The sequence below is a fragment of the Litchfieldia alkalitelluris genome, from assembly GCF_002019645.1.
Taxonomy (GTDB): Bacteria; Bacillota; Bacilli; order Bacillales; family Bacillaceae_L; genus Litchfieldia; species Litchfieldia alkalitelluris.
In genome coordinates, this window is record NZ_KV917374.1 from 2481096 (window position 1) to 2505514 (window position 24419).

Below are 24419 nucleotides of genomic sequence, written 5' to 3' on the forward strand. Positions count from 1 at the left end.
TTAGTATAGCGAATACATATCATATCAAATGTTGCTTCATATGCTCATGCTCATTGTTGGCAAATGGGTTTATGTTGATTCACAAAATAAGATCTTTTTATTACGCCGTGAGTTTGTTATTACCCACCCAACCAAGATATTGGGTTAGCGAGCATTATTGGTTAAGCGAGATATCATCTCACTATCACCTCGAGCTAAATAATATCTCGAAAAGACATGGATGCCGTCTTACATGTAAGATATCTTTCTGTCAAGGACAGACGTTCAGGTACGCATTCGAAAGGGCTTAAACCCTTTACTGAAGTCACAGACAAAATTTTATCATATCTTTAGAAAAAAAATTGTCGAAACTTGCAGGAGAATAAATTATATATAGCGAATAAATAAAGACGGAGTTGTTACAAATGGGAAATAATCGAATTCCCGAAGAAACAATTGAAAAAATTCGTCAATCAGTTGACATTGTTGATGTAATTAGTGAATATGTTCAATTGAAGAAACAAGGAAGAAACTATTTTGGCCTTTGCCCATTTCATGGTGAAAATACTCCATCCTTTTCAGTCTCTACAGACAAACAAATATTTCATTGTTTTGGGTGTGGAGCTGGTGGAAATGCATTTTCATTTTTAATGGACCTTGAGGGATATTCTTTTACAGAAGCTGCAAAAAAGTTAGCAGAAACAACCAACATTGAACTCCCAATAGATCCAATAACAGTTTCTCAATCGTCTACCAAACAACAATCGAATATTTCAACCATGATAGAAGCCCATGAGCTTCTAAAGAAATTTTACCACCATTTACTCATAAACACAAAAGAAGGAGAAGAAGCACTCAATTATTTATTACAACGAGGCTTTACAAAAGAGGTAATCGAGAATTTTGAGATAGGTTATTCACTTGATTCTTGGGATTATATCTCTAAATTCCTTCAAAAAAGAGGGTTCAGTTTAGAGTTAATGGAAAATGCAGGCTTATTAGTAAAAAAAGAAGGTGATGGGACATTTCTTGATCGCTTCCGAAATCGGATCATGTTTCCGATATGGGATCATCAAGGGAAAACAATTGCTTTCTCTGGAAGAATACTAAATGCAAAACAAGAACCCAAATATTTGAATAGTCCAGAAACACCAATATTTAATAAAAGTAAAACTTTATATAATTTTCATAAAGCACGATTACACATTCGTAAAAAAGAGCAAGCCATTTTATTTGAAGGTTTTGCGGATGTTATTTCTGCTTCAAATGCTGGATTGCTTAACTCAATCGCCTCAATGGGAACATCACTTACAGAAGAACAGGCTAAAATGATTCGCCGAAATGTCGAATCAGTCATTCTCTGTTACGATTCAGACCAAGCGGGAATTGATGCAGCAACAAGAGCTTCAAAAATACTTTCCGATGCTGGATGCTACGTAAGGATTGCACTTATGCCAGAAGGTCTTGACCCTGATGACTACATTAAGAAATATGGCGGCGAAAAGTTTAAGAACGATGTAATAGGGGCAAGTATTACACAGATGGCTTTTAAAATGCTCTACCTCCGAAGGGGAAAAAATCTCCAGGATTCTGGGGAACGGATGCGGTATATCGAAGATGTGTTAAAAGAAATAGGTGCTTTAAGCAATGCGGTTGAACGGGAGCATTATTTGGTGCAGTTGTCTACTGAATTTTCAATCTCGCTAGATGCCCTGAAAGAACAACAAAACCAATATCAAAAAACTGAGCACACAAAAAAGGATAATGGCAATCAGAATAGAAATAATATAGCTAGAAGACCCACCATTCAAAAAAGGATCTTGCCTGCTTATCATAATGCAGAACGATATTTAATTGCACATATGCTCCGTAATAAAGATATCGCCTATAAAGTTCAAACTGAACTTCAAAGCGAATTTAATATAGAAGAGCATCAAGCAATTGTCACTTATCTATATGCGTATTATGAGGAAGGTCATGAACCCAATATTAGCGCATTTTTACAACGCTTAAAGGATGAAAGTTTAGCTAGAATTGTTTCTGATATAGCCATGCTTTTAATAAATGATGAAACAACTGATATAGAGATAAACGACTATATTAAACAGGTGTTGAAACATCAAAAGTTGTCAATGCTAAGAGAAAAGGAATTTGAAAAGCAACAAGCCGAGCGAGAGAAGGATTATGTTAAAGCTGCTACAATTGCGATGGAAATCATCCAAATGAAAAAAGTACTTAATAACTAAGAATTTATCACAACCTCTAATGCTCAAAGTTTGAAAGGAGGGGAACTTATGGCTGAAAAGTCAGCACGTTCTAAAGAAGTTGAAACTGAATTGACAATCGATCAGGTGAAGGATCAATTAACTGAACTTGGTAAGAAACGCGGTGTCCTAACATATGAGGAAATCGCCGAAAAAATGTCTGGATTTGAAGTTGAATCAGACCAGTTAGATGAATATTATGAGTTCCTTGGAGAACAAGGTGTTGAATTATTAGGTGAAGGTGATGAAGAAGCTGACCCAAATGTTCAGGAATTAGCCAAGGAAGAAGAGTTTGATTTAAATGATTTAAGTGTTCCTCCTGGAGTGAAAATAAACGATCCTGTTCGAATGTACCTTAAAGAGATAGGTCGAGTTGATTTATTATCGGCTGAGGAAGAAATTTCCCTAGCAAAACGTATTGAAGATGGTGACGAAGAAGCTAAGCGTAGATTAGCTGAAGCAAACCTTCGTTTAGTAGTAAGTATTGCAAAACGTTATGTTGGTCGTGGAATGTTATTCCTTGATTTAATTCAAGAAGGTAATATGGGTCTGATTAAAGCTGTAGAAAAATTTGATTACCGTAAAGGGTACAAATTCAGTACGTATGCTACTTGGTGGATTCGACAAGCGATTACTCGTGCGATTGCTGACCAAGCAAGAACAATACGTATTCCCGTTCATATGGTTGAGACCATCAATAAGTTAATTCGCGTACAACGCCAATTGCTTCAGGATTTAGGTCGTGAACCTTCACCAGAGGAAATCGGAGAAGATATGGATTTATCACCTGAAAAGGTACGTGAAATCCTTAAAATTGCTCAAGAACCTGTTTCATTAGAAACACCAATTGGTGAAGAAGATGATTCGCATTTAGGTGATTTTATTGAAGACCAAGATGCTACTTCTCCATCAGAACATGCTGCATATGAGCTATTAAAAGAACAACTTGAAGATGTTCTTGATACTTTAACGGATCGTGAAGAAAACGTCTTGCGTCTTCGCTTCGGGTTAGATGATGGCCGTACACGCACGTTAGAAGAAGTTGGTAAGGTTTTTGGCGTAACACGTGAACGTATCCGTCAAATAGAAGCAAAAGCATTACGTAAGCTAAGACATCCAAGCCGTAGTAAACGACTTAAAGACTTCCTAGAATAAAATGAATTCTGTTAGGATGACTCATTGGATTGCTTTATTATTCTTGAGTCACCTTTTTTTTGTATATGGCTAAGAAAGATGCCTCTCTAGATTTATTTATAGTGATTTCTAAGTCTCTAGAAGCAATAATGCTTTTAAAGGAGGCCTTGGATACATATTTACAACTGTTAGTCCCGCTCAAGAGGAGTCAAGACATGGATGACCTTTTAAGGAAGAAAATTATCATCAAGGAAATAAGCGAATGGAAACAATCAAGATTGTTACCTGAATCATATTGTGATTTCTTGTTATCGCTTTACACTGAAGGTAACAATGAATTGATACCGACAAAAGATCATAAGAATTATAAATCAAAAACATTAACGGTAATTATTAGTTTAGTTAGTTTTATATTGTTAACCATTTTGTTTTTATTTCTTGTCACTTATTTTACTGAAATAAATTTGAATTTGCAAATGCTCATAAATTGTTTATTTATAATTATCTGTTTTTTATTTGGTTACTTTTATAGAGAAAATCGTTGGATTCATCATTTTTCATTAATTGTTGGAGCATTATTGGTATTGATTTTCTCAATCCAAATCGTAGAAATTTATTTTCCGAACCAATATGCTATTTTCTTGACCATAATAGTCCATTGTCTTGCTTGGTTTATAATAGGACTCAAGTCAACAAAGAGGTATTTTCTGATTGCAAGCGCATTCGGTTTGATTATTACCATTATAGCATTTTTTAAATGAAAATTCAGTTATTTGCAATTATTTGATAACGTAAAACTTTCTCAAAAATCTAGGTTTTTACCTGTGATTATAGTGAAATAGTGATACCTTAATAAAATCCAAAAAAAATTTTTGAAAGATATTTGAACAACTTGTACATTTAGGACTTTCACTTCTTTATAATTTAAAGTAAAATAGTATTTGTTTGTATATAATTATAGGATTAGAACCACTAGTATTTACATAAGGGAGGTTAAAGGAATGAATCGTAATCCATTAATTCCATTTGGTTTGATTTTTATATTTGGAATCGGGCTTATGTTCCTACTTTCATTTGTTGGATTAGGGAATATGGAAGAAATCGCAAACGGTGGAGAGGAAGCTGCTCCTCAAGAAACGGCATCTGCATCACCAGAAGAAATCTATCAACAAAAATGTTCATCATGTCATGGTGTAGATTTCAGCGGTGGAGTAGGTCCAGATCTACATGGTGTAAGTGGACGTTATTCACCTGAAGAGATTAAAACAATTCTTAATGAAGGTAAAGGGATCATGCAAGGTGGACTTGTACCTGCAGATAAAGTTGAAGAAATGGTCGCTTGGTTAAACGAATTATAAGAATTAAAATACAAAGTCCTTTCCTTATCTTTGGAGAGGGCTTTTATTTTGTGTACAGTACTAATTTTTTCTCTGAGTTTTTTAGCGAGTCTTAGAGTATTTTTATTTTTTTTGGCGATTTTGTATAATAAGATTAGTTCCTTAAAATTATTGAAGAATGTGGTGTATATATGAATGAATTACGTTTGTCAAAACGTTTAGAGGCAGTAGCCTCAAATATTCTTGAAAAGTCTGTTTTAGCAGATATAGGTTCTGATCATGCTTATTTACCTTGCTATGCGTTTTTAAAAGGATATATTACGAATGCGATTGCTGGAGAAATAAACGAAGGGCCATACCGATCAGCTGTGGAGCAAGTGGCTAAATCAGATTTACAAGAAGTGATTGAAGTAAGAAAAGGGAATGGGCTTGAAGTCATTGCACCTAATGAGGTTGATTGTATAACGATTGCTGGAATGGGTGGGACTCTCATCACGACGATATTAGAGGAGGGTAAAAGTAAATTACAAGGAGTTAGACGCCTCATTTTACAACCTAATATTGGGGCTATTAATATACGTAGATGGCTAATGGATCATGGTTGGCAAATTGTCTCTGAAACGATATTAGAAGAAGATGGGAAAATTTACGAAATTCTTGTTGCCGATCGTGGTAAACCACAAGCAAATTACTCCAATCTAGAGGCGGGGCTTTTGTTAGGTCCATTTTTACTAAAAGAAAAAAATCAAACATTCATAAAGAAATGGACGCATGAGAAACAACATTGGTTAGCGATACTTTCTAACCTTGAAAAAGCTGAGATGACGAACGAAAATAGTGAAAGAAAAAGAGAACTCGAACAAAAGATATCAATAGTGGAGGAAGTATTAAATGAATAAAGTACCTAATGGCCATGAAGTGATTCAACTATTTGAGTCATACTCACCTAAAAAGTTTGCCCTTGAAGGCGATAAAATAGGGCTCCAAATTGGTAGTTTGAATAAACCTATTCATCAATTAATGATTGCCCTTGATGTCACAGAGTCAGTGATTGATGAAGCAATAGATGTGCAGGTTGATCTGATTATCGCACATCATCCTCTTATTTTTAGACCATTAAAGCAGATTCAAACAGATACAGCTGTTGGTCGGATTGTTGAAAAGTGTATCAAGCACGATATCGCAATCTACGCTGCCCACACAAACTTAGATGTCGCTCAAGGTGGGGTCAATGATCTGCTCGCAGATGCACTGAAATTACAAAAGCAGGAAATCTTATCTACCTCGTATACTGACCCTTTAAAAAAGCTCGTTGTTTATGTTCCGACTGAGAACGCAGAAGATGTAAGAAGAGCTATCGGGGAAGCTGGGGCCGGATCTATTGGAAACTACAGTCATTGTACATATAACACACAAGGCCTAGGGACGTTTTTACCAGAAGAAAACTCAAATCCAACTATAGGAAGTGTTGGAAAGCTTGAGAGCGTCGAAGAGACGAAGGTTGAAACCATCCTACCATCATCACTTCAAAAGAGTGTCATCAAGGCCATGATTAAAGCACATCCGTACGAGGAAGTAGCTTATGATATTTTCCCACTCGATAACCAAGGGATAGAATATGGATTAGGACGTGTAGGTTATTTACCATCTGAAATGACATTAAAGGAATTTGCTGAGTTTGTAAAAGCTCAGTTGAATGTAGAGGGATTGAGAGTAGTAGGTGATTTTAATCAAAAAATTAACAAGGTGGCTGTACTCGGGGGAGATGGAAACAAATATATTTCCCAAGCCAAATTCAAAGGGGCAGATGTGTTCGTAACAGGTGATCTTTATTACCATGTGGCTCATGACGCAATGATGATGGGACTTTCTGTAGTAGACCCAGGGCATCATATTGAACAAATCATGAAAAAAGGCGTTGCTGATTATTTCTCTTCCCAACTAGAAACAAAAAAGTGGGACATGAACGTGTTTCCATCAACACAATCAACTGATCCATTTGTGTTTATTTAATATATGGCTTGATAGAGGTAGTCTAAGGAAGTAAGGTATGCGGGGTTGTTGCTTATGTATATAGGTAACAGCCTTTGCTTTTGTTGAGTTTTGTTGAAAAATCGATATTTTCGTTAGTTCGAAAATAAAATATGCGATTTCGAAAGTGAAACCTTTCATTTCGAAAGTATTCGACAAATTTTCGAAAATAACTTTCCAAAGTGAATCATAAGCCTTCTAAGATTCAGATGCCTAAGCGAAAACAAGGAGGAAGTGAATCATAGGCCTTCTATGACCCAGTTGCCCCAAATAGACGTATCTACAAACCAGATCTTTCAGGGGAGACACCGATGCTAATGTAAAATTCGCACCATGGTGAATGAAAATGTTACCCCTCAGTGTGGAATGAGCGAAGAGGCACTATCCAGTGGTCTCGTGAGACCCCTCAGGAGCCCACTGGCGACGAGGAGGCTCACGAAGCACCCCAGGGAAAGCGAGTGGATCGCAGCTCATGGAACCCACCACCTAAGTTATTATCAGGCTAGAATACTAAAAAAGTGGCACTAACAGAGAGACAATACTCTTCATTAGTGCCACTTTTTTTATTTTTTAACTTTAGGTAAAATCTTTTGAAGAGGTACCTTACGCTCTCTATTCCATGTGGATGAATCCTTTGGATCAAACTGTTCTAAAAACGCAATAACTTCTTTTGTAATCGGAGTAGGTGTCGAAGCACCTGCCGTTACAGCCACATTTTTTGCGTCTAACAACCATTCCACTTGAATCTCACTCACGTCAGCCACACGATATGCCTTTGTACCAGCAATCTCAATTGAAACTTGCGCCAAGCGGTTTGAATTGTTACTTTTTGGATCACCGACTACAATTGTTACATCGGCAGCCTTTGCCTGCTCCGCCACAGCTTCTTGCCTTACTTGAGTTGCAAGGCAGATTTCACGATGTATTTCTGTTTGTGGATACTTTTCCTGCACTTTTTCCATGATATGTTGAACATCCCATTGACTCATTGTTGTTTGGTTTGTAACAATGATTTTATTGCTTCCGATGTTAAGATTCTCTACATCAGTAATTGTTTCAACTAGATGTACAATTTCAGGAGCAACCCCGACCGCACCCTCCGGCTCAGGATGTCCTTTTTTTCCAATGTATATAATTTGATACCCTTCAGCTTTTTTCTCGTTTATTAAATCGTGAGTTTTAGTTACATCAGGGCAGGTTGCATCAATTGTCACGAGACCTTTTTCCTGCGCAAGCTTTTTTACTTCTGGAGAAACACCATGTGCTGTGAAAATAACTGTTCCTTCATCAACACCTTTAAGGATTTCCAGTCGATTTGGACCATCTAAAGTGATAATCCCTTCCTCTTCAAAAGCATCTGTTACATGTTTATTATGAACAATCATTCCTAGTATGAAGATTGGTCTAGGTAATGATTTATCTAATGCCGCGTTTTTTGCAATCACCATTGCATCCACTACACCATAGCAATAGCCACGTGGTGCGATTTTGATAATTTCCATTGTTGCCCTCCTCTAGTTAAGGCTTTTTATCAAGTTAAGAGCTTTCTAACTCTCGTAATCTCTTATTATTATATCTGAGTGAGGACAAAAATACAAAGTGCTGACATTCTTTACTATTCCTTAGTTTGTATCGGAATAAACATCCTTATAATTTAAATATAGAGCTTTGGCATAGACTGTCCTGCTGACTTCTTTGTAGTTTTCTTCTTTTCTTTTTCAACAGGTAAATCTCTTTCTTTTTCTTGTTCATCATCCACTGAATCTTTATTTGTACTTTTTTTCTTTGATTCCTTCTTCTTTTGTTTAGTATCTTCCTCAGTGTCTTCAGTATCATCACTATTATTTAATTCTTTATAAAGCTTTAACATTGAAGGAATATTCTTTACTAATGGTCCATATTGCTGTACCATTGGCATCACTGATTCTGCTGTGTGCAAAGCCTTCTGAACATTACCTAACATAGCACTTAAGTTTGCAGGATTAGTTAATCTTTTTAATCCACCACTAGCAAGGCCTGTAGCAGCATTGGCTGTATTGGCTGCATTAGCACCAGCTCCCATGAAATTTGCAGGGTTTACGGCACCTTGCATAAAATTGGCAGGATTCATCCCCCCCTGCATCATTCCTGCTGTTTGTGAGGCTGCTCCGCCTCCACCTTTAAATCCAGATAAAAGTTTACTTAAAAAGCCACCACCTGCACGGCTCGTTCCTTGGGCGGGAAGGCCAGCACCCGAAAAATTTTGAGGGCCCATAGGTGGCATTCCCATACCCCTACCAGGAAAAAACATTTTATTTCCTCCTTTCAAAGTTGCCAAATGTATTTCAAATTTATATGAAGGTTATCGAATGTAATTTTAATGATCATAACAAAATATGATTACGTAATTATAAATTCCTTCACATTAGGTTATGCGATTAGTTGTTAAATGTTTTTGGGAATGTTGAGATTAGGCAAGAAACTTTAAATATATACTCCAAGAATTGGTTTTTTTCAACAAATATTGCTATAATGGTTTGTTGTGATAAAAGGATCGTTTTAAGGAAGAATAAAATAAAACGTGAACGATATAAGGGGTTTTAAAAATGGACAATCAATTTAAAAGATTTCAACTGCAGCCATTTATAATAGAAGCTGTTAACGAATTAGGATTCACATCACCAACAGAGATTCAAGAAAGATTAATACCAGCTATTCACCGTGGAGAAAATGCAATTGGACAATCCCAGACAGGTACTGGAAAAACACACGCATATCTATTGCCAACAATTGACCGAATTTCTGCAACAATACAAGAGGTTCAATTAGTCGTCACTGCTCCAACCCGTGAATTAGCATCACAAATCCATAAAGAAGTTCAAAAGATTATAAAACATACAGAAGGTGAAAATGAGTTAACTTCAAAGCTTTTTGTAGGTGGAACAGATAAACAGCGAACAATTGAGAAGTTAAAAACTCAGCCGCATATTGTCGTAGGTACACCAGGTAGAATTAATGATTTGATAAAGGCACAAGCATTGTTTGTACATACGGCCAAAAGCTTAATTGTTGATGAAGCAGATTTAATGCTTGATATGGGATTCATCAAGGATGTGGATCAGATTGCAGCAGCAATGCCAGAAAAATTACAAATTCTTGTTTTCTCGGCCACCATTCCAGAAAAATTAAAGCCGTTCTTAAAGAAATATATGGACAACCCAAAATACACTCATGTTGCACCTAAACAAGTTACAGCTGCAAAAGTTGAGCATGTATTAATTCCGGCTAGGCATCGTAAAAAGGTACAGCTGTTACATGAAATGCTTACTTTATATAACCCTTACTTAGCAATCGTTTTTACGAACACAAAAAAAATGGCTGATATAGTCGCTGATGGGTTATTAGAAAAAGGTTTACGTGTAGGGCGTATCCATGGTGGATTATCTCCGAGAGAACGTAAAAAAGTAATGAAGCAGGTTGCAGACTTAGAATATCAATTCATTATTGCATCAGACTTGGCTGCAAGAGGTATTGATATAGAAGGCGTAAGTCATATCATTAATTATGAATTACCATCAGATCTTGATTTTTATATACACCGCGTAGGTAGAACAGCTCGTGCTGGTTATTCAGGAATCGCAGCCACGATCTATGAACCAAGTGATGAGGATGCATTAAACAAGCTTGAAAAAATGGGAATCACTTTTACTAACATGGATATTGAAAAAGGTGAATTGGTTAAAATCGGGGAAAGAAATCGTCGTAGAACTCGTGTAAGGCAAACTGATGAAGTAGATGTCAAAGCAAAAAGTCTTGTGCGAAAGCCTAGCAAGGTAAAGCCGGGTTATAAGAAGAAAATGACACAAGAAATGGATAAAATAAAAAAACGTGAGCGACGAATTAATAATAGAAAAAAGTAAGGTAATTAAGAGTTAAAGGGAGAATGGAGGAGACATTTATGTTGAAGATTGGTTCACATGTTTCAATGAGTGGGAAAAATATGCTTTTAGCAGCAAGTGAAGAGGCTGTTAGCTATGGCTCAAACACGTTCATGATTTATACAGGAGCACCTCAAAACACTAGAAGAAAGAAAATTGAAGACTTAAATATTGAGGCAGGCCTTGCACATATGGCTGAAAATGGCATGAGTGATATTGTTGTGCATGCTCCATACATTATAAATATAGGGAATACAACGAACCCGGATACATTTGATTTGGGTGTTCGCTTCTTAAGGTCTGAAATTGAACGTACAGATGCTTTAGGAGCTACCCAGATTGTTCTACATCCAGGTGCCCATGTAGGCGCAGGCGCTGAATGTGGAATCAATAAAATTATTGAAGGTCTAAATGAAGTTATTACGAAGGATCAAAATGTCCAAATAGCCCTTGAGACTATGGCTGGAAAGGGTTCTGAGTGTGGAAGTAGCTTTGAAGAGTTAGCAAAAATTATTGATGGTGTTACACATAACGAAAAAATCTCAGTATGTTTTGACACTTGCCATACCCATGATTCTGGCTACAATATTGTAGAGGATTTTGATGGTGTATTAAATGAATTTGATAAACTGATTGGCATTGACCGTATTAAGGTTTTACATGTAAATGATAGTAAAAATGAGCGCGGTGCAAGAAAAGATAGACATGAGAACATTGGTTTTGGTCATATTGGTTTCGATGCATTAAGTTATATTGTTCATCATGAGTCTCTCCAAAGTATCCCTAAAATTCTTGAAACACCATATGTCGGTGAGGATAAAAACAGTAAGATGCCACCTTATGGATATGAGATAGAGATGCTCAAAAACAAAACGTTTGATCCAGCGTTATTACAAAAAATTATGCAAGGCTAAGATAAGAGACATGGTTATTTCCTTAATCAAAGATGCATCACTTCTGTGTAAGTAGAAGTGATGCATCTTAAAAAGAGGATAATCATGTCTCATTTTCATTTTATCATTTCTTATTTTGCAAATTGATTAAATAGACTGTTTAATTGTCGCGCTACATCAGGACTTGTAACCTTCGCAATTTCTCTCAAAAGTTTTTTTCTTTCTTCTGCGTCAAAAATATCAATTTTCGTATCAGCTTTTGATCTTAAGTATTTTATTGCTTTTTGTGCCTGCGGTTTTGTTAATGGAATGTCATATTGGCTACTATAAGACAGAAGTTCATCAACAGTGAGAGTTTTGATCTTTTGATTGACGATTTTGTGATAAATATTCATAGCATTTCCACCTTCCTTATTGTACTCTATGGAAATAGATGCAGTGATGTGAAGATTTTCTATCATTTGATGAAGCGCAATTTTTATAAAGTAAATTCACTTTACAAAAGGGATAGAATTCCTGTATACTTCATTAATGATAAATCGTAACGGTTCTTAATTAATAGAAAAAGTAAGGTGATATTTTTGAGCAAAGATCATCAAGGAATACTAGAAATATCGAATGTATCGTTTCGATATGAAGAACGGAATGTTCTTGAGAATATAAATATGAGTATTCCGAAAGGTGCTTTTCTAGGTTTGGTCGGTCCAAATGGTTCAGGGAAGTCGACATTGTTAAAATGCATCTTGGGTCTTGTAAGACCGCAACAAGGGTCAATCAAGATTTTTGGAATAGAAAGCGCTAAATTTAAAGAAAAGCATAAAATAGGATTTGTTTCACAAAAGGCAAACAGCTTTAATACTGGATTTCCTGCTACAGTATTTGAAGTGGTTTCAAGTGGTCTTACTTCTAAAATAGGTATGTTTCGTTTTCTCACTTTAGAAGACAAAAATATGGTGAAAGAATCGATTGCTTCTGTTGGAATGTCGGAATTTATGTATCAAAATATAGGGGAATTGTCAGGTGGGCAACAACAACGTGTTTTTATTGCGCGTGCACTTGTTAGTCAACCAGAATTGCTGATATTAGATGAGCCAACGGTTGGAGTGGATGCACAAACTGTTCAAAGTTTTTACAACTTACTAGAAGATTTAAATAAGCGATTAGGAATTACTCTTATTCTTGTTACCCATGATGTGGGAACGGTTAGTGACAAAGTCACACATGTTGCTTGCTTAAACAAACATTTACATTTCCATGGCAGTGCACACGAGTTTGATGAATTCAAAGAAAAGGATTTGTCTGAATTTTATGGTCATCATGTACATGTTATTACACATGATCATAGTCATGGAGGTCATCAGCATTGATAACAGGACTGTTTCAATATGAGTTTTTACAAAATGCCTTTTTCACAGGAATTCTAATCGGTTTTATTGCTCCGTTATTGGGTGTATTTATTGTTGTTAGACGATTATCCTTAATTGCAGATGCTTTAAGCCATGTAACCTTAGCAGGCATTGCAGCGAGTTTATTTTTAGAAAAAAAGTTAGGGTTTTTCCAAGGTCTAAATCCATTGTACATGGGTATGACCTTCTCTGTTATCGGCTCATTATTCATTGAACGATTAAGAATCGTCTACAAGCATTATCAAGAGCTTGCAGTACCAATTATCCTCTCGGGAGGGATAGGTATTGGTGTCATCTTTATCTCACTTGCAGATGGCTTTAACACGGATTTATTTATGTATTTATTCGGTAGTGTTAGTGCGGTAAGCAGGAGTGACTTGTGGACTGTTCTTGGGATTACAATCCTGGTTGTGTTAGTTGTATTTTTCTTATATAAGGAATTATTTTTACTTTCATTTGATGAAGAACATGCAGTAGTGACAGGAGTACGTGCTAAATCACTTCATTTTCTATTTATCATTATTGTTGCGCTAGTGATTGCGGCATCGATGAGGATTGTCGGGATTTTACTTGTATCATCTTTAATGACTCTCCCGGTAGCTGCTAGTATGAGAATTGCAAAAGGGTTTAAACAAACGATCTTTTTGTCAATCTTATTTGGAGAAATGTCTGTTATTATTGGTTTATTTTTATCCTATTACTTAGATTTAGCACCTGGTGGAACCATTGTCGTTCTAGCTGTATTCATTTTAATCGGCGCAATTTCATGGAAAAAGTGGTGGAGAGGAAGAGCTAAATGAATGTAACACAAGCACTTGAATTAATGAAGGAAAAAGGATTCAAGCATACAGGTAAGAGGGAAGAGATGCTTGAAGTCTTTTCAAAGCAGGATAAATATTTAACCGCTAAAGATGTCCTAGATAACATGAAGGATGATTATCCAGGCCTGAGTTTTGATACGATTTACCGTAATTTATCAACGTTTGTTGAACTTGGAATCTTAGAAAGCACTGAGCTATCTGGGGAAAAGCATTTTCGTTTTACATGTGCTACCAAGAAGCATCATCATCATTTCATCTGTTTAGACTGTGGTAAAACAAAGGAAATTGAATCATGCCCGATGGATGGGTTAGCTGAAAACTTAAAAGGATATGAAATTTCCGGACATAAGTTTGAGATTTATGGAACCTGTCCACAGTGTATTTAATAATATCTAAAAAACCTTAGAATGAGTGTATATCACTATCTAAGGTTTTTTTATGGTGAATAGGAAAGGTTGCTCAAGGCGCAGTGGCAACCATAATGAAGATTCGCGGCATAATGCAAAAGGTGTGCACCCCTTATGTATGAAGTGATTAAAGGCTCTCTATGAACTAGTTGCAGAAGCGAAAACAGGGAGAAAGTAAATCATAGGCCTTCTATGATTTAGTTGCTTGAGCGAAAACAAGGAGAAAGTGAATCATAATCCTCCTATGATCCAGTTGTCTGAGCGAAAACAGGGAGAAAGTAAATCATAGGCCTTCTATGATTTAGTTGCTTGAGCGAAAACAAGGAGAAAGTGAATCATAGGCCTTCTATGATCCAGTTGTCTGAGCGAAAAGAAGGAGAAAGTAAATCATAGGCCTTCTATGATTTAGTTGTCTGAGCGAGAACAGGTAGGAAGTAAACCATAGGCCTTCTATGTTGCATTTGCTCCCAAATAGACGTATCTCCAAACCTAATTTTTCAGATAACTCCAATGCTAATTAATTAGCACTATAGTGAATGAAAATGTGTGCTCCCATATGTGGACTGAGCGGAGAGCCACTTGACTCCTGCGGGATATAGCGGTCACGTGAGACCCCACAGGAGCTCAGGGAGCGACGAGGAGGCTCACGGACCGCCCCGCGGAAAGCAAGTTGATCGCAGCGATTGGAACTCCACAACCTAATTTATTTACAGCGGAGACGCAAAATAAAAACTATCTTGCTTCACCCTTATACCAATAATTCACCCAATCTCTAGCTTCTAACCAATTATTAACCCTCACGACGTTTTTTGGAATCGGTTCTTGATTATATGGTGTATTAAAAAGAATGACAGGTATATCACATTCCTCACTAATGTCACATGCATTATCATGCTTGTCCTCAAAAAAGAGGTCAACTCCATGTTTTTTAACCGCTGCTAATTTATTATGTGTTCCGATAAGTTCAATGTCGTGGTAATGAACAAGGTTTTCGTTAAACCAATCTTTTGTTATATCAAATAAGTGATTTCTTCGAGCGCTTATGTAAATCAATTCATGTGTATCTTTCCAGTCATTAATGACAGATTTAGCGTGTTCTGCTAATGGAGAATTTCGATAGATAATTGGCTCTTTTTCATCCATCCAATTCCAAAATTGTTGCTCACTTATCCCCAATAAAGGCAACAAATTATATTCCTTCATATCATCAAGAGTAATACTCATATTAAAAGATTCGTTTATATATGGAACAAAGGTACTTGGACATGTTAATGTACCATCAATATCGATTCCGAACTTTTTACTCATTTTAATTTCCTCCTTAAAGTACACAGATGATATAAGTTTATCATGATTACATTAATATTTCATTTAAAGAAAACATTAACAATCATATTCTACACGGAATTCATCCATAATAATAAATGCTTCTAACCATTAAGGAAAGCGAGGGATTAAACATGGCAGAAGATAACAAACGTGTAGGAACTGACTATGATGAAAATCATGCGGTCGATCCGAATCTAGGTGCTAACACGTATTCGGACTATACCGAGGAAACAGCTGCTGAAGTGGTACCTCCGTTCACTCCGGTTGGTGAGAGAGAGCCCGTTAGAGAAATGAATAATGTGGAAGATAATACGGGTGTTGGTGGAGCTGGTCTAGGATGGTTAGCTCTTGCATTATCAATTATTTCACTATTTGTCATGCCTGTTCTTATGGGAGCAGCAGGCATTATCATTGGCTTTATTGCACGTAGAAGAGGTGCAACTGGGTTAGGAGCTTGGGCAATAGGTATTGGTGCTGTATCAATTATTGTAGGCATCTTTATTCTCCCATTTTTCAGATTCTAATATAACTATATAAGAAGCGGGGACCCCTAAAAAGGGTCCCTCTTTTAAAATAAAGGTGGGGTTATTGTGGCTAATGAAACGGAAAATGCAAACATGAAGATCAATCAAACTTTAGAAGATAGTCAGATGAGAACAGAAGGACATGACATCGAGCAAACTAATCAAAAGCTAAATGATGAGTTTTATGAAGGTAGTGACGAAGGTAGGGAAATTGCGCCTACATATATGAACAATAATACTCCTGCTATACGAATCAGTGGGAAACCTGAATAAATAACAAAAGATGCGTTGGCCCACTTACTGTATTCTAGAGCGATTAAGCTTTGAACCAGAGAACTAATGGCGACAGAAGCTAGAAACGATAGCAAAAAAGGCTGACGGAATAATCCGCCAGCCTGCATATTATTTTGGTGTTACTTCAGCTTCTTGTTCTTGTTCTTCCAAAGCCTTTTTCGCAAAATATTCTTCAGCAATTTTATCGATTTCTTTCTTTAATTCCTCAACCATTGTTTCTTCAGGTACTTTACGCACAATTTTACCATGACGGAATAATAACCCTTCACCTCGAGCACCTGCAATCCCGATATCAGCTTCACGAGCCTCACCAGGTCCATTTACAGCACAACCGAGTACAGCAACTTTAATCGGTGCTTTAATGGTTGAAATGTATTCCTCAACATCATTTGCAATGCTGATTAAATCAATTTCAATTCGCCCGCAAGTTGGACATGAAATAAGTGTAGCAGCATTGGAAGAGAGACCAAAGGATTTAAGTAATTCACGAGCAACCTTTACTTCTTCAACAGGGTCAGCACTTAGTGAAATACGAACTGTGTTTCCAATTCCCTTGCTAAGAATAGCACCAAGTCCTGCAGCACTTTTAACGGTACCTGCAAAAAGTGTCCCTGACTCTGTAATCCCTAAGTGTAATGGATAATCAAATGCTCTTGCAGCTTTGTCATAGGCTTCAATTGCAAGATTCACATCAGAGGCCTTCATTGAAACGATAATATCGTAAAAATCGAGATCTTCTAAGATTTTTATATGATGTAATGCACTTTCGACCATTCCATCAGCAGTTGGGTAACCGTATTTTTCGATAATCCGTTTCTCTAAAGATCCGGCATTAACACCAATACGAATTGGAATGCCCTTAGCTTTCGCAGCATTTACAACAGCTTCGACTTTTTCTCTTCGTCCAATATTACCTGGATTAATACGAATTTTATCTGCTCCGCCTTCAATTGCCTTAAGAGCAAGCTTATAATCAAAATGAATATCAACAACTAAAGGAATGTTAATGCGCTTTTTAATTTCTGAAATAGCGTTTGCCGCTCTTTCATCAGGACATGCAACACGAACGACTTGACATCCAGCTTCCTCTAGTCGCAAAATCTCAGCAACCGTTGCTTCGACATCATGTGTTTTTGTCGTAGTCATACTTTGGATTACTACTTCATTATTTCCGCCGATTGTTAAATTTCCTACTTTAACTGGACGTGTTTTCGTACGATGAACAATTTCATTCACGAATAATCGCTCCTTCTATGTTAACTAAAAAGGTTTATCAGTTTTTACTTGTTAAAATGTCTTAATATAAACCGACAACTTAAAGCAGATGTTACACCTGTATTAAGTTGCTTACGCTTTTCGCTTCTTCTGACATATTGTAACAGTGTAGATAGGAAATTGACAAGAAGCATGATTAAAATTTAATAGGTCGGAATCTTATAAACTTGACCAATTTTTAATGAATTAGCCTTCACTCCTGGATTCAGTTCCTCAAAATCATTAATTATAGAAGATATTGATCTGTTAGAAGAATTCCCATCATTAAGACTTTCTACTAAAGAAAGGAGAGTATCTCCAGCCTTTATTTCAACCTCTTGATAAGGGAAGGAAGGTGATACTTCCTCGGCAGCTACTTCTACTGCTTGTTCCTCTACTATGTTATTCTCTCCTTTTGCAACAGGGAGAGTGCCAATTGATATGTCATGATAAATAATATACAAAATAAAGAAAAATATAATAAATCCACCCATTTTTTTCATAAAAAAGCCCCCTAGATTAGGATATCTTTATTCACGGCTCTTTTCTAATCAATAAAATTAGTTCCTTCTGCCTTCTTTTTATCTCTTAGAAAAATACCAGTACTCTTTGTTCAAGGTTGTTGGAATGTACGATAATCGCAATAAGATTTCTGCCTAAACACCTTATTATTCCAACATATGCTTGTCCAACTTATTTATGATAAAAAACGATAAAATTAAATAAAAAAGCTCAGACTCATAAAAATGAATCCGAGCATCATCATTTGTTATTTCCGCCTCGGTATTTCCTTTAATACGAGATACATCATAACAGTAACAATAAACCAGTTTAATAATCCAGAGAGAGGTACACTTATTTTTAAGGCATCCATAATGGCGAAAAACACGGTGGTAATTGTCATGCTATAAGCTGCTACCACCCATGTGTGACGATATTTTAAATTAAGGCGTAGAATGTTTCTAATGGCTAATCCGACGATACCAAGTATTGACACTTCAATAAACTTTATCCCACTTGTGAAAATGTACATGATAGTCAACATTACTGGGACAATGATAGGCAATGAAGATTTTATCGAATCTATAAAGGAAGAAATATCGGTACTAGTTAAATTCATCCCTTCGAATAGGGCATATTCAATACTTTCAGATTGATAATTTGCGGAAATCACCATGCTTGTTGATAAAAAAGCGACTGCATTTTTATAATTCTTCACATCATCAATAGAAACGGTATTTGTATCATCAATGATAATCACGTATTGACCTTGATCTGAAATAAAGGGCTCATCACTATTACTAATTAGTGAGCCATTATTTATTTCAAACCCCGGAAGATTTTTATCATTAAATGTAGCATCTAATGACCGTACCCCGTTATTAATATCAGTACTCATATAGATAGCACTTGGTAATAGTGATAGAAAAGCTAGAAAAAACACATATAAGATCGTTTTTCCAATTCCTTGAAAACGAAATCGTGCAATATCCTTTGGTGAATAAAGACTTAAAATAAATTGCTTAAATATAGACATAAATAACCTACCCATCATTATTAATTCTACATAATTGTAGCTTTATGTTATGAAATATACAAGAACTGAACAAATAAAATTCATTTACAAAATCTTAATAATTAAGATAAAAATCTTTACAAAAATTTTACACTGAGTTATATTTTTAAAGGTGTTTGTAGACTTATGTCGAAAAAAGAAATTAAATACATATGTAGGGGTTGAAACAATGACAGAACTTGATATTCAGAAAATGATATTTGAGTTTGTTGGTGGACTCGGTATTTTCCTTTTTGGGATTAAATACATGGGTGATGGGTTACAAAAAACAGCTGGGGACAAGCTTCGAGATATTCTTGATCGTTTTACTACGAACCCATTAATGGGTGTACTAGCAGGTATTTTTGTAACAGTTCTATTACAAACAAGTAGCGGAACAACAGTTATTACGGTTGGACTTGTTAGTGCTGGTTTTATGAATTTAAAACAGGCAATTGGTGTTATCATGGGTGCCAATATTGGTACAACAGTTACTGCATTCATTATTGGGATAAAAATCTCTGATTATTCCTTACCAATAATTGCTGTGGGAGCCATTCTATTGTTTTTCTTTAAAAATAAAAGAATTCATAACATAGGGCAATTAGTGTTTGGATTTGGTACTTTATTCCTGGGCTTAGAAATGATGGGTGATGGGATGAAACCATTACGTGGACTTCAAGCCTTCCATGACTTAACAGTTACAATGAGTGACAATCCTATTCTTGGGGTTGTAATTGGAACAGTATTTACAGTTATTGTTCAAAGTTCAAGTGCAACGATAGGTATTTTACAAGAGCTTTTTGGGCAAGGATTAATTACTCAAGATGCAGCTTTACCTGTACTATTTGGAGATAATATCGGTACGACAATTACAGCGGTATTAGCATCAATAGGTGCAACTGTTGCTGCGAGACGTGCTGCGTTAACACACGTTATTTTCAACCTTATAGGGACAGCTATTTTCCTAATATTACTTACACCATTTAATTCACTTATCGGTATTATTAGAGAAAACCTTGGGTTAAATCCGGAAATGACGATTGCTTTTGCTCATGGTATTTTTAATACGACAAACACAATACTACAGTTACCTTTCATTGCGGTCTTAGCTTATATTGTTACAAAGTTAATTCCTGGCGAAGATTCAGCAATTGAATATAAAGCGAAGCATCTTGATCCGATGTTTATTGAACAATCTCCTTCTATTGCTTTAGGACAAGCAAAAGAAGAAGTAATCAGAATGGGTCAATTCGCATCAATTGGTTTGGAAGAATCAAATAACTATCTAAAAACGAGATCACAAAAACACGCTGATATGGGACTACAGTTAGAAGATGCAATTAATAACTTGGATCGAAAGATTACCGATTATCTTGTGCGCTTATCTTCTGCTTCTCTTTCACAAGCAGAGTCTGAAGAACATTCAATCTTAATGGACACTGTTCGTGATATTGAGAGAATTGGTGACCATTTTGAAAATGTAATTGAATTAGTTGATCATCAAGTAAACAATAAATTAAAGCTTACTGATGCTGCTATGCAAGATCTTGAAGACATGTTTGAACTTACAATTTCAACTGTTAAGCAGGCAATTAAAGCTCTTGAAGATAATGATAAAGCTGCAGCCCGCGAAGTTGTTAAAAAAGAAGATCAGATTGATAATATGGAACGTACACTACGTAAAAAGCACATCCTTCGATTAAATGAAGGAGAATGCACAGGACTTTCTGGCATTGTCTTTGTTGACATTATCAGTAACCTTGAACGTGTTGGCGATCATGCAGTAAATATTGCTGAAGCTGTGTTAGGCGAAGAAAATTGAACCACTACTAATTAAACATATATAATAGATGCAAGGGAGTTATTCCTTGCATCTTTTTTTACGTTCAAAATTTAGGAGGTTCCAGTGTGGACATATTATATTGGAGTGTTATTGTAGTCCTGTTCATCATCTCTTTTGTTGGTCTTATATTTCCGATAATACCGAGTATCCTGTTTATTGGGGCTGGATTTCTAGTCTATGGGGTCATTTATGGGTTTGATGAGTTTACTTGGCTATTTTGGACATTACAAGGGCTGTTATTTATTTTGATCATGACAGTAGATTACTTAGCTAATCTATTTGGTGTCAAGAAGTTTGGCGGTAGTAAAGCTGCTATCTGGGGAAGTACAATTGGTTTATTAGTGGGTCCTTTTATCATACCGTTTTTAGGAATTATAGTGGGTCCGTTTGTTGGTGCAGTGATTGCAGAGCTGATTGTTCATAAAACAGACTTTAGCACTGCTGTGAAAATTGGAGTGGGATCTTTACTTGGTTTTTTAAGTGGAACGATTGCAAAAGGAGTTATTCAATTAGTAATGATCACTTACTTTTTATTGGTTGTGCTTTAAAATTTAAGGTATAGTTTCTACTGAGCACGGATAGTTTAATGATGTTATCAAAGTTTTTAAAGTTTGAGCGTTATAATTGAAACTTATTGGCAAATTTGGTAATCTGATTTTGTCGGACTTATGAACATAATCAAAATGTTTAAACAAGTTCAGATCGGGTACATAACAATTAGGAGGAGATTATTCATGGCTTACGAATTACCACAATTACCTTATGCATATGATGCATTAGAACCACACATTGACAAAGAAACAATGAACATTCACCACACTAAGCATCACAATACGTATATTACTAACGTAAATGCTGCTTTAGAAGGAAGCGACCTTCTTAACAAGAGTGTTGAAGAATTAATTTCTGATTTAGATGCTGTTCCGGAGGCAGTTCGCACAGCTGTACGTAACAACGGTGGCGGACATGCTAACCACAGCTTGTTCTGGACAATTCTTTCACCAAACGGTGGCGGTGAGCCAACAGGTGAACTTGCTGATGCAATCAACAGTAAATTTGGTAGCTTTGCTTCATTCAAAGAAGAATTTGCAAAAGCTGCTGCTACACGTTTCGGTTCTGGTTGGGCATGGCTTGCTGTGAACAACGGTGAATTAGAAGTTACAAGCACTCCAAACCAAGACTCTCCATTAATGGAAGGAAAAACTCCAATTCTTGGTGTAGACGTTTGGGAGCACGCTTACTACTTAAACTACCAAAACCGTCGTCCAGATTATGTTGCTGCATTCTTTAATGTAGTAAACTGGGATGAAGTTTCAAAGCGTTTCGCTGCTGCGAAATAATTTATAAACCAGAGAGGAGATTTTCTCTCTGGTTTTTCTTTCAAAAGATAAGAAAGTATAAAATTTTGCTATACCACAGTCGTTGATACTGTGGTATTTTTCGTGTATGGAGACTAATATTTCAAATCGGAAAGCACTCAAGAAAAGTTTGATTCAAAACAACATCGACATTTTCTAAATTATTTACGGATGAGACAGCACGGACCATAAAAGGACTTTTTTTAAACTCACAGGTGGAGAGATTCCGGTTAATGTGTCTAGTAGGGACCTAAGAAGCAGATATAAGCGGATAAATTCCGGTTAACTCATCTAATGAATGACTAAATCTACTGATTAGGTCCATATAAGCGGAAAAACTCCTGTTATTTTTAGGGAAATGTTGATATTTCCCAATATAAGCGGAATTTTTCCGTTTAAATTCAAGCCACAGTGAATCAACATGATAGAACACAGCCATTTAAAAAGAAAGCTCCTAGAGTAAGGGAGTTAAAATGCCTTTGGTTTATGAATCTTACCACTCCACCTATGTTTTCGGTGTAAGAAGAGTAGTGGAGTAATGTAACCTTTTTATTATAAAGGAGTAAATGGCATACAGTACTAATTATCGGATTCACCCCAAAAAAGGACTAGCTTCTTATACAAAAGAACATCCCCTCATAAAAATCTACATTATATTTTTTACAGTGTAAAAAACATGTTAATGTTAATTCCCTTAATTTGAATATCTCGAATCCCTTTATGACAGACTATTTAAGAGATAAAAAAGGGGAGTCTGCTCATGTTTTCTTTAAAGAAAGTTTTTGGAAAGACAAAGGTAGAGAAGGATTTGATATTGCTCCTAGTTATTGGAGGACTTTACTCACTGAGTGTCGCATTATCTAATACTTTCGTAAATGTTTATCTTTGGAAACAGTCAGGAGAATATTTCGATTTAGGGATTTATAATTTGTCAGTAGTTGTTATGCAACCCATAACATTTATATTAGCTGGGAAATTAGCAAAGAAGATTGACAGGGTGCTTGTACTGAGGCTTGGTGTGTCATCTCTAGCTATTTTTTTCATAACCGTGCTTATAATCGGAGAAAATGCCTCGCACTATTTAGTTCTATTAGGTGGAATTCTGGGTGTTGGATACGGCTTTTATTGGCTCGCATTTAATGTACTTACCTTTGAAGTTACAGAACCAGATACTAGAGACTTCTTTAATGGGTTCCTTGGAATCCTATCATCTTTTGGAGGTATGGTCGGACCAATCCTTGCAGGGTTTATCATCTCGTCTATGAAGGAGTTCACTGGATATACTGTTATCTTTGGTATATCATTAGCATTATTTTCAGGAGCTGTCGTATTAAGTTTCTTCTTGAAAAGAAGAAAAGCAGAAGGAAATTTCAAGTTTTTGAGGATTATTCAAGAACGTAAAAACAATTATAACTGGAAGATGATAACAAATGCCCATTTTTTCCAAGGGCTTAGAGAAGGTACTTTCGTCTTTGTGATCACTGTCTTTGTTTTCATTGAAACAGGAAGTGAACTAGCCCTCGGTAAATTTGGTTTGATTAACTCTGGTGTTTCATTTTTAGCATACTTTCTCGCAGCTAGAATCATTAAGAAAGATTTTAGAAAAAAGTCAATATTACTTGGTGGGATTTTGGTCTATGCCGCAATTTACATTATCTTGTTTAATGTTAGTTATACTAAACTAATTATTTATGCAGTGGTTATAGCGATTGGTTATCCTTTCTTACTCGTGCCATATGTTTCATTAACGTATGATGTAATCGGCAAAGGTTGGAATGCAGCAAAAATGCGAATTGAATACATTGTTGTAAGGGAATTATTTTTAAATATAGGAAGAATTGTATCAATTCTCGGTTTCCTAGCAGCTGTTTCTTTCTTTGATGAAACGAAAAGCATTCCGATACTTTTAGGAATTGTAGGGGCAGGACACGCAGTGATTTATCTATTCATTCGTAAGATCAAATTTGAAAAAGATGACACAGAAGGTGTTCGGTCAAAATCATTTTCAAAAACCAAACTAGTTGAAGGCGATGGAGGATCTACCGCATAATGGCTGTTTTTACTTATGGA

24 protein-coding genes are annotated in these 24419 nt (G+C 36.0%); 17 read left to right on the plus strand and 7 right to left on the minus strand.

All coding sequences use genetic code 11. The annotated features are described in order from the left end of the window. Window positions 1–404: 404 nt before the first annotated feature. From dnaG to BK579_RS11310, 6 genes are all read left to right on the plus strand, one after another. A complete protein-coding gene (gene dnaG / locus BK579_RS11285) occupies window positions 405–2225 on the plus strand; it encodes a DNA primase (protein ID WP_078545592.1) in 1821 nt (606 codons plus the stop codon). A gap of 48 nt (window positions 2226–2273) precedes the next feature. Further along, window positions 2274–3398: an RNA polymerase sigma factor RpoD gene (rpoD, locus tag BK579_RS11290; protein ID WP_078545594.1), complete on the plus strand. Its 1125-nt coding sequence runs from the start codon at window positions 2274–2276 to the stop codon at window positions 3396–3398. A 194-nt stretch (window positions 3399–3592) separates the two neighbouring features. Next, the gene (locus BK579_RS11295) at window positions 3593–4138 is read left to right on the plus strand and encodes a hypothetical protein (RefSeq protein ID WP_139365090.1); all 546 of its coding nucleotides are present in this window, start codon (window positions 3593–3595) and stop codon (window positions 4136–4138) included. A 240-nt stretch (window positions 4139–4378) separates the two neighbouring features. Then, window positions 4379–4735 (plus strand): cytochrome c550, encoded by a 357-nt coding sequence (gene cccA / locus BK579_RS11300; RefSeq protein WP_078545598.1) that lies wholly within the window; start codon window positions 4379–4381, stop codon window positions 4733–4735. Between the two features lie 170 nt (window positions 4736–4905). Beyond that, window positions 4906–5613: a tRNA (adenine(22)-N(1))-methyltransferase gene (locus BK579_RS11305; RefSeq protein ID WP_078545600.1), complete on the plus strand. Its 708-nt coding sequence runs from the start codon at window positions 4906–4908 to the stop codon at window positions 5611–5613. Further along, entirely contained in the window at window positions 5606–6727 is a 1122-nt protein-coding gene (locus BK579_RS11310; protein WP_078545602.1) for a Nif3-like dinuclear metal center hexameric protein, read from the plus strand. Before BK579_RS11305 ends, BK579_RS11310 begins: the two co-directional genes overlap by 8 nt. Before the next feature lie 581 nt (window positions 6728–7308). Here BK579_RS11310 and BK579_RS11315 read toward each other — a convergent pair. Further along, entirely contained in the window at window positions 7309–8247 is a 939-nt protein-coding gene (locus tag BK579_RS11315) for a 4-hydroxy-3-methylbut-2-enyl diphosphate reductase (RefSeq protein WP_078545604.1), read from the minus strand. A gap of 152 nt (window positions 8248–8399) precedes the next feature. Then, the gene (gene vrrA, locus BK579_RS11320) at window positions 8400–9035 is read right to left on the minus strand and encodes a VrrA/YqfQ family protein (protein WP_078545606.1); all 636 of its coding nucleotides are present in this window, start codon (window positions 9033–9035) and stop codon (window positions 8400–8402) included. A 295-nt stretch (window positions 9036–9330) separates the two neighbouring features. On the opposite strand from vrrA, the gene BK579_RS11325 reads away from it, so the two are divergent. Both BK579_RS11325 and BK579_RS11330 read left to right on the plus strand, forming a co-directional pair. Beyond that, the gene (locus BK579_RS11325; protein ID WP_078545608.1) at window positions 9331–10644 is read left to right on the plus strand and encodes a DEAD/DEAH box helicase; all 1314 of its coding nucleotides are present in this window, start codon (window positions 9331–9333) and stop codon (window positions 10642–10644) included. Window positions 10645–10682: 38 nt separating this feature from the next. After that, a complete protein-coding gene (locus BK579_RS11330; protein ID WP_078545610.1) occupies window positions 10683–11576 on the plus strand; it encodes a deoxyribonuclease IV in 894 nt (297 codons plus the stop codon). A gap of 110 nt (window positions 11577–11686) precedes the next feature. Here the strand turns inward: BK579_RS11330 and BK579_RS11335 are convergent, their stop codons facing one another. Beyond that, window positions 11687–12016 (minus strand): DUF2624 domain-containing protein, encoded by a 330-nt coding sequence (locus tag BK579_RS11335; RefSeq protein WP_235848405.1) that lies wholly within the window; start codon window positions 12014–12016, stop codon window positions 11687–11689. Window positions 12017–12157: 141 nt separating this feature from the next. Here BK579_RS11335 and BK579_RS11340 point away from each other — a divergent pair, with 141 nt between their 5' ends. From BK579_RS11340 to BK579_RS11350, 3 genes are read left to right on the plus strand one after another with little or no spacing between them, the layout of a single operon-like run. Then, entirely contained in the window at window positions 12158–12922 is a 765-nt protein-coding gene (locus BK579_RS11340; RefSeq protein ID WP_235848567.1) for a metal ABC transporter ATP-binding protein, read from the plus strand. Further along, a complete protein-coding gene (locus BK579_RS11345) occupies window positions 12919–13761 on the plus strand; it encodes a metal ABC transporter permease (RefSeq protein ID WP_078545614.1) in 843 nt (280 codons plus the stop codon). The genes BK579_RS11340 and BK579_RS11345 overlap by 4 nt, the downstream gene beginning before the upstream one ends. Then, window positions 13758–14168, plus strand: coding sequence for a zinc uptake transcriptional repressor Zur (locus BK579_RS11350; protein WP_078545616.1), 411 nt, complete (start codon window positions 13758–13760; stop codon window positions 14166–14168). Before BK579_RS11345 ends, BK579_RS11350 begins: the two co-directional genes overlap by 4 nt. Window positions 14169–14921: 753 nt before the next feature. On the opposite strand, the gene BK579_RS11355 is transcribed toward BK579_RS11350, so the two are convergent. Further along, a complete protein-coding gene (locus BK579_RS11355; protein WP_078545618.1) occupies window positions 14922–15497 on the minus strand; it encodes a hypothetical protein in 576 nt (191 codons plus the stop codon). Window positions 15498–15649: 152 nt separating this feature from the next. Here BK579_RS11355 and BK579_RS11360 point away from each other — a divergent pair, with 152 nt between their 5' ends. Both BK579_RS11360 and BK579_RS11365 read left to right on the plus strand, forming a co-directional pair. Beyond that, window positions 15650–16042: a DUF308 domain-containing protein gene (locus BK579_RS11360; RefSeq protein ID WP_078545620.1), complete on the plus strand. Its 393-nt coding sequence runs from the start codon at window positions 15650–15652 to the stop codon at window positions 16040–16042. Between the two features lie 66 nt (window positions 16043–16108). Beyond that, entirely contained in the window at window positions 16109–16315 is a 207-nt protein-coding gene (locus tag BK579_RS11365) for a hypothetical protein (protein WP_078545622.1), read from the plus strand. Window positions 16316–16444: 129 nt separating this feature from the next. On the opposite strand, the gene ispG is transcribed toward BK579_RS11365, so the two are convergent. From ispG to BK579_RS11380, 3 genes are all read right to left on the minus strand, one after another. Further along, window positions 16445–17563 carry a flavodoxin-dependent (E)-4-hydroxy-3-methylbut-2-enyl-diphosphate synthase gene (gene ispG / locus BK579_RS11370; RefSeq protein ID WP_204524781.1) on the minus strand — a complete coding sequence of 373 codons (1119 nt, stop codon included), beginning with the start codon at window positions 17561–17563 and terminating at the stop codon, window positions 16445–16447. A gap of 191 nt (window positions 17564–17754) precedes the next feature. Next, a complete protein-coding gene (locus BK579_RS11375; RefSeq protein ID WP_078545626.1) occupies window positions 17755–18093 on the minus strand; it encodes a LysM peptidoglycan-binding domain-containing protein in 339 nt (112 codons plus the stop codon). A 266-nt stretch (window positions 18094–18359) separates the two neighbouring features. Continuing rightward, a complete protein-coding gene (locus tag BK579_RS11380; RefSeq protein ID WP_169891122.1) occupies window positions 18360–19127 on the minus strand; it encodes a DUF1189 domain-containing protein in 768 nt (255 codons plus the stop codon). Between the two features lie 208 nt (window positions 19128–19335). Here BK579_RS11380 and BK579_RS11385 point away from each other — a divergent pair, with 208 nt between their 5' ends. From BK579_RS11385 to BK579_RS11400, 4 genes are all read left to right on the plus strand, one after another. Next, window positions 19336–20970, plus strand: a complete 1635-nt coding sequence (locus BK579_RS11385; protein WP_078545630.1) for a Na/Pi cotransporter family protein — start codon at window positions 19336–19338, stop codon at window positions 20968–20970. Between the two features lie 86 nt (window positions 20971–21056). Further along, window positions 21057–21539, plus strand: coding sequence for a DUF456 domain-containing protein (locus BK579_RS11390; RefSeq protein WP_078545632.1), 483 nt, complete (start codon window positions 21057–21059; stop codon window positions 21537–21539). A gap of 186 nt (window positions 21540–21725) precedes the next feature. Next, window positions 21726–22331, plus strand: coding sequence for a superoxide dismutase SodA (sodA, locus tag BK579_RS11395; protein ID WP_078545634.1), 606 nt, complete (start codon window positions 21726–21728; stop codon window positions 22329–22331). Between the two features lie 778 nt (window positions 22332–23109). Continuing rightward, window positions 23110–24399: an MFS transporter gene (locus BK579_RS11400; RefSeq protein ID WP_078545636.1), complete on the plus strand. Its 1290-nt coding sequence runs from the start codon at window positions 23110–23112 to the stop codon at window positions 24397–24399. The last annotated feature ends 20 nt before the right edge of the window (window positions 24400–24419 follow it).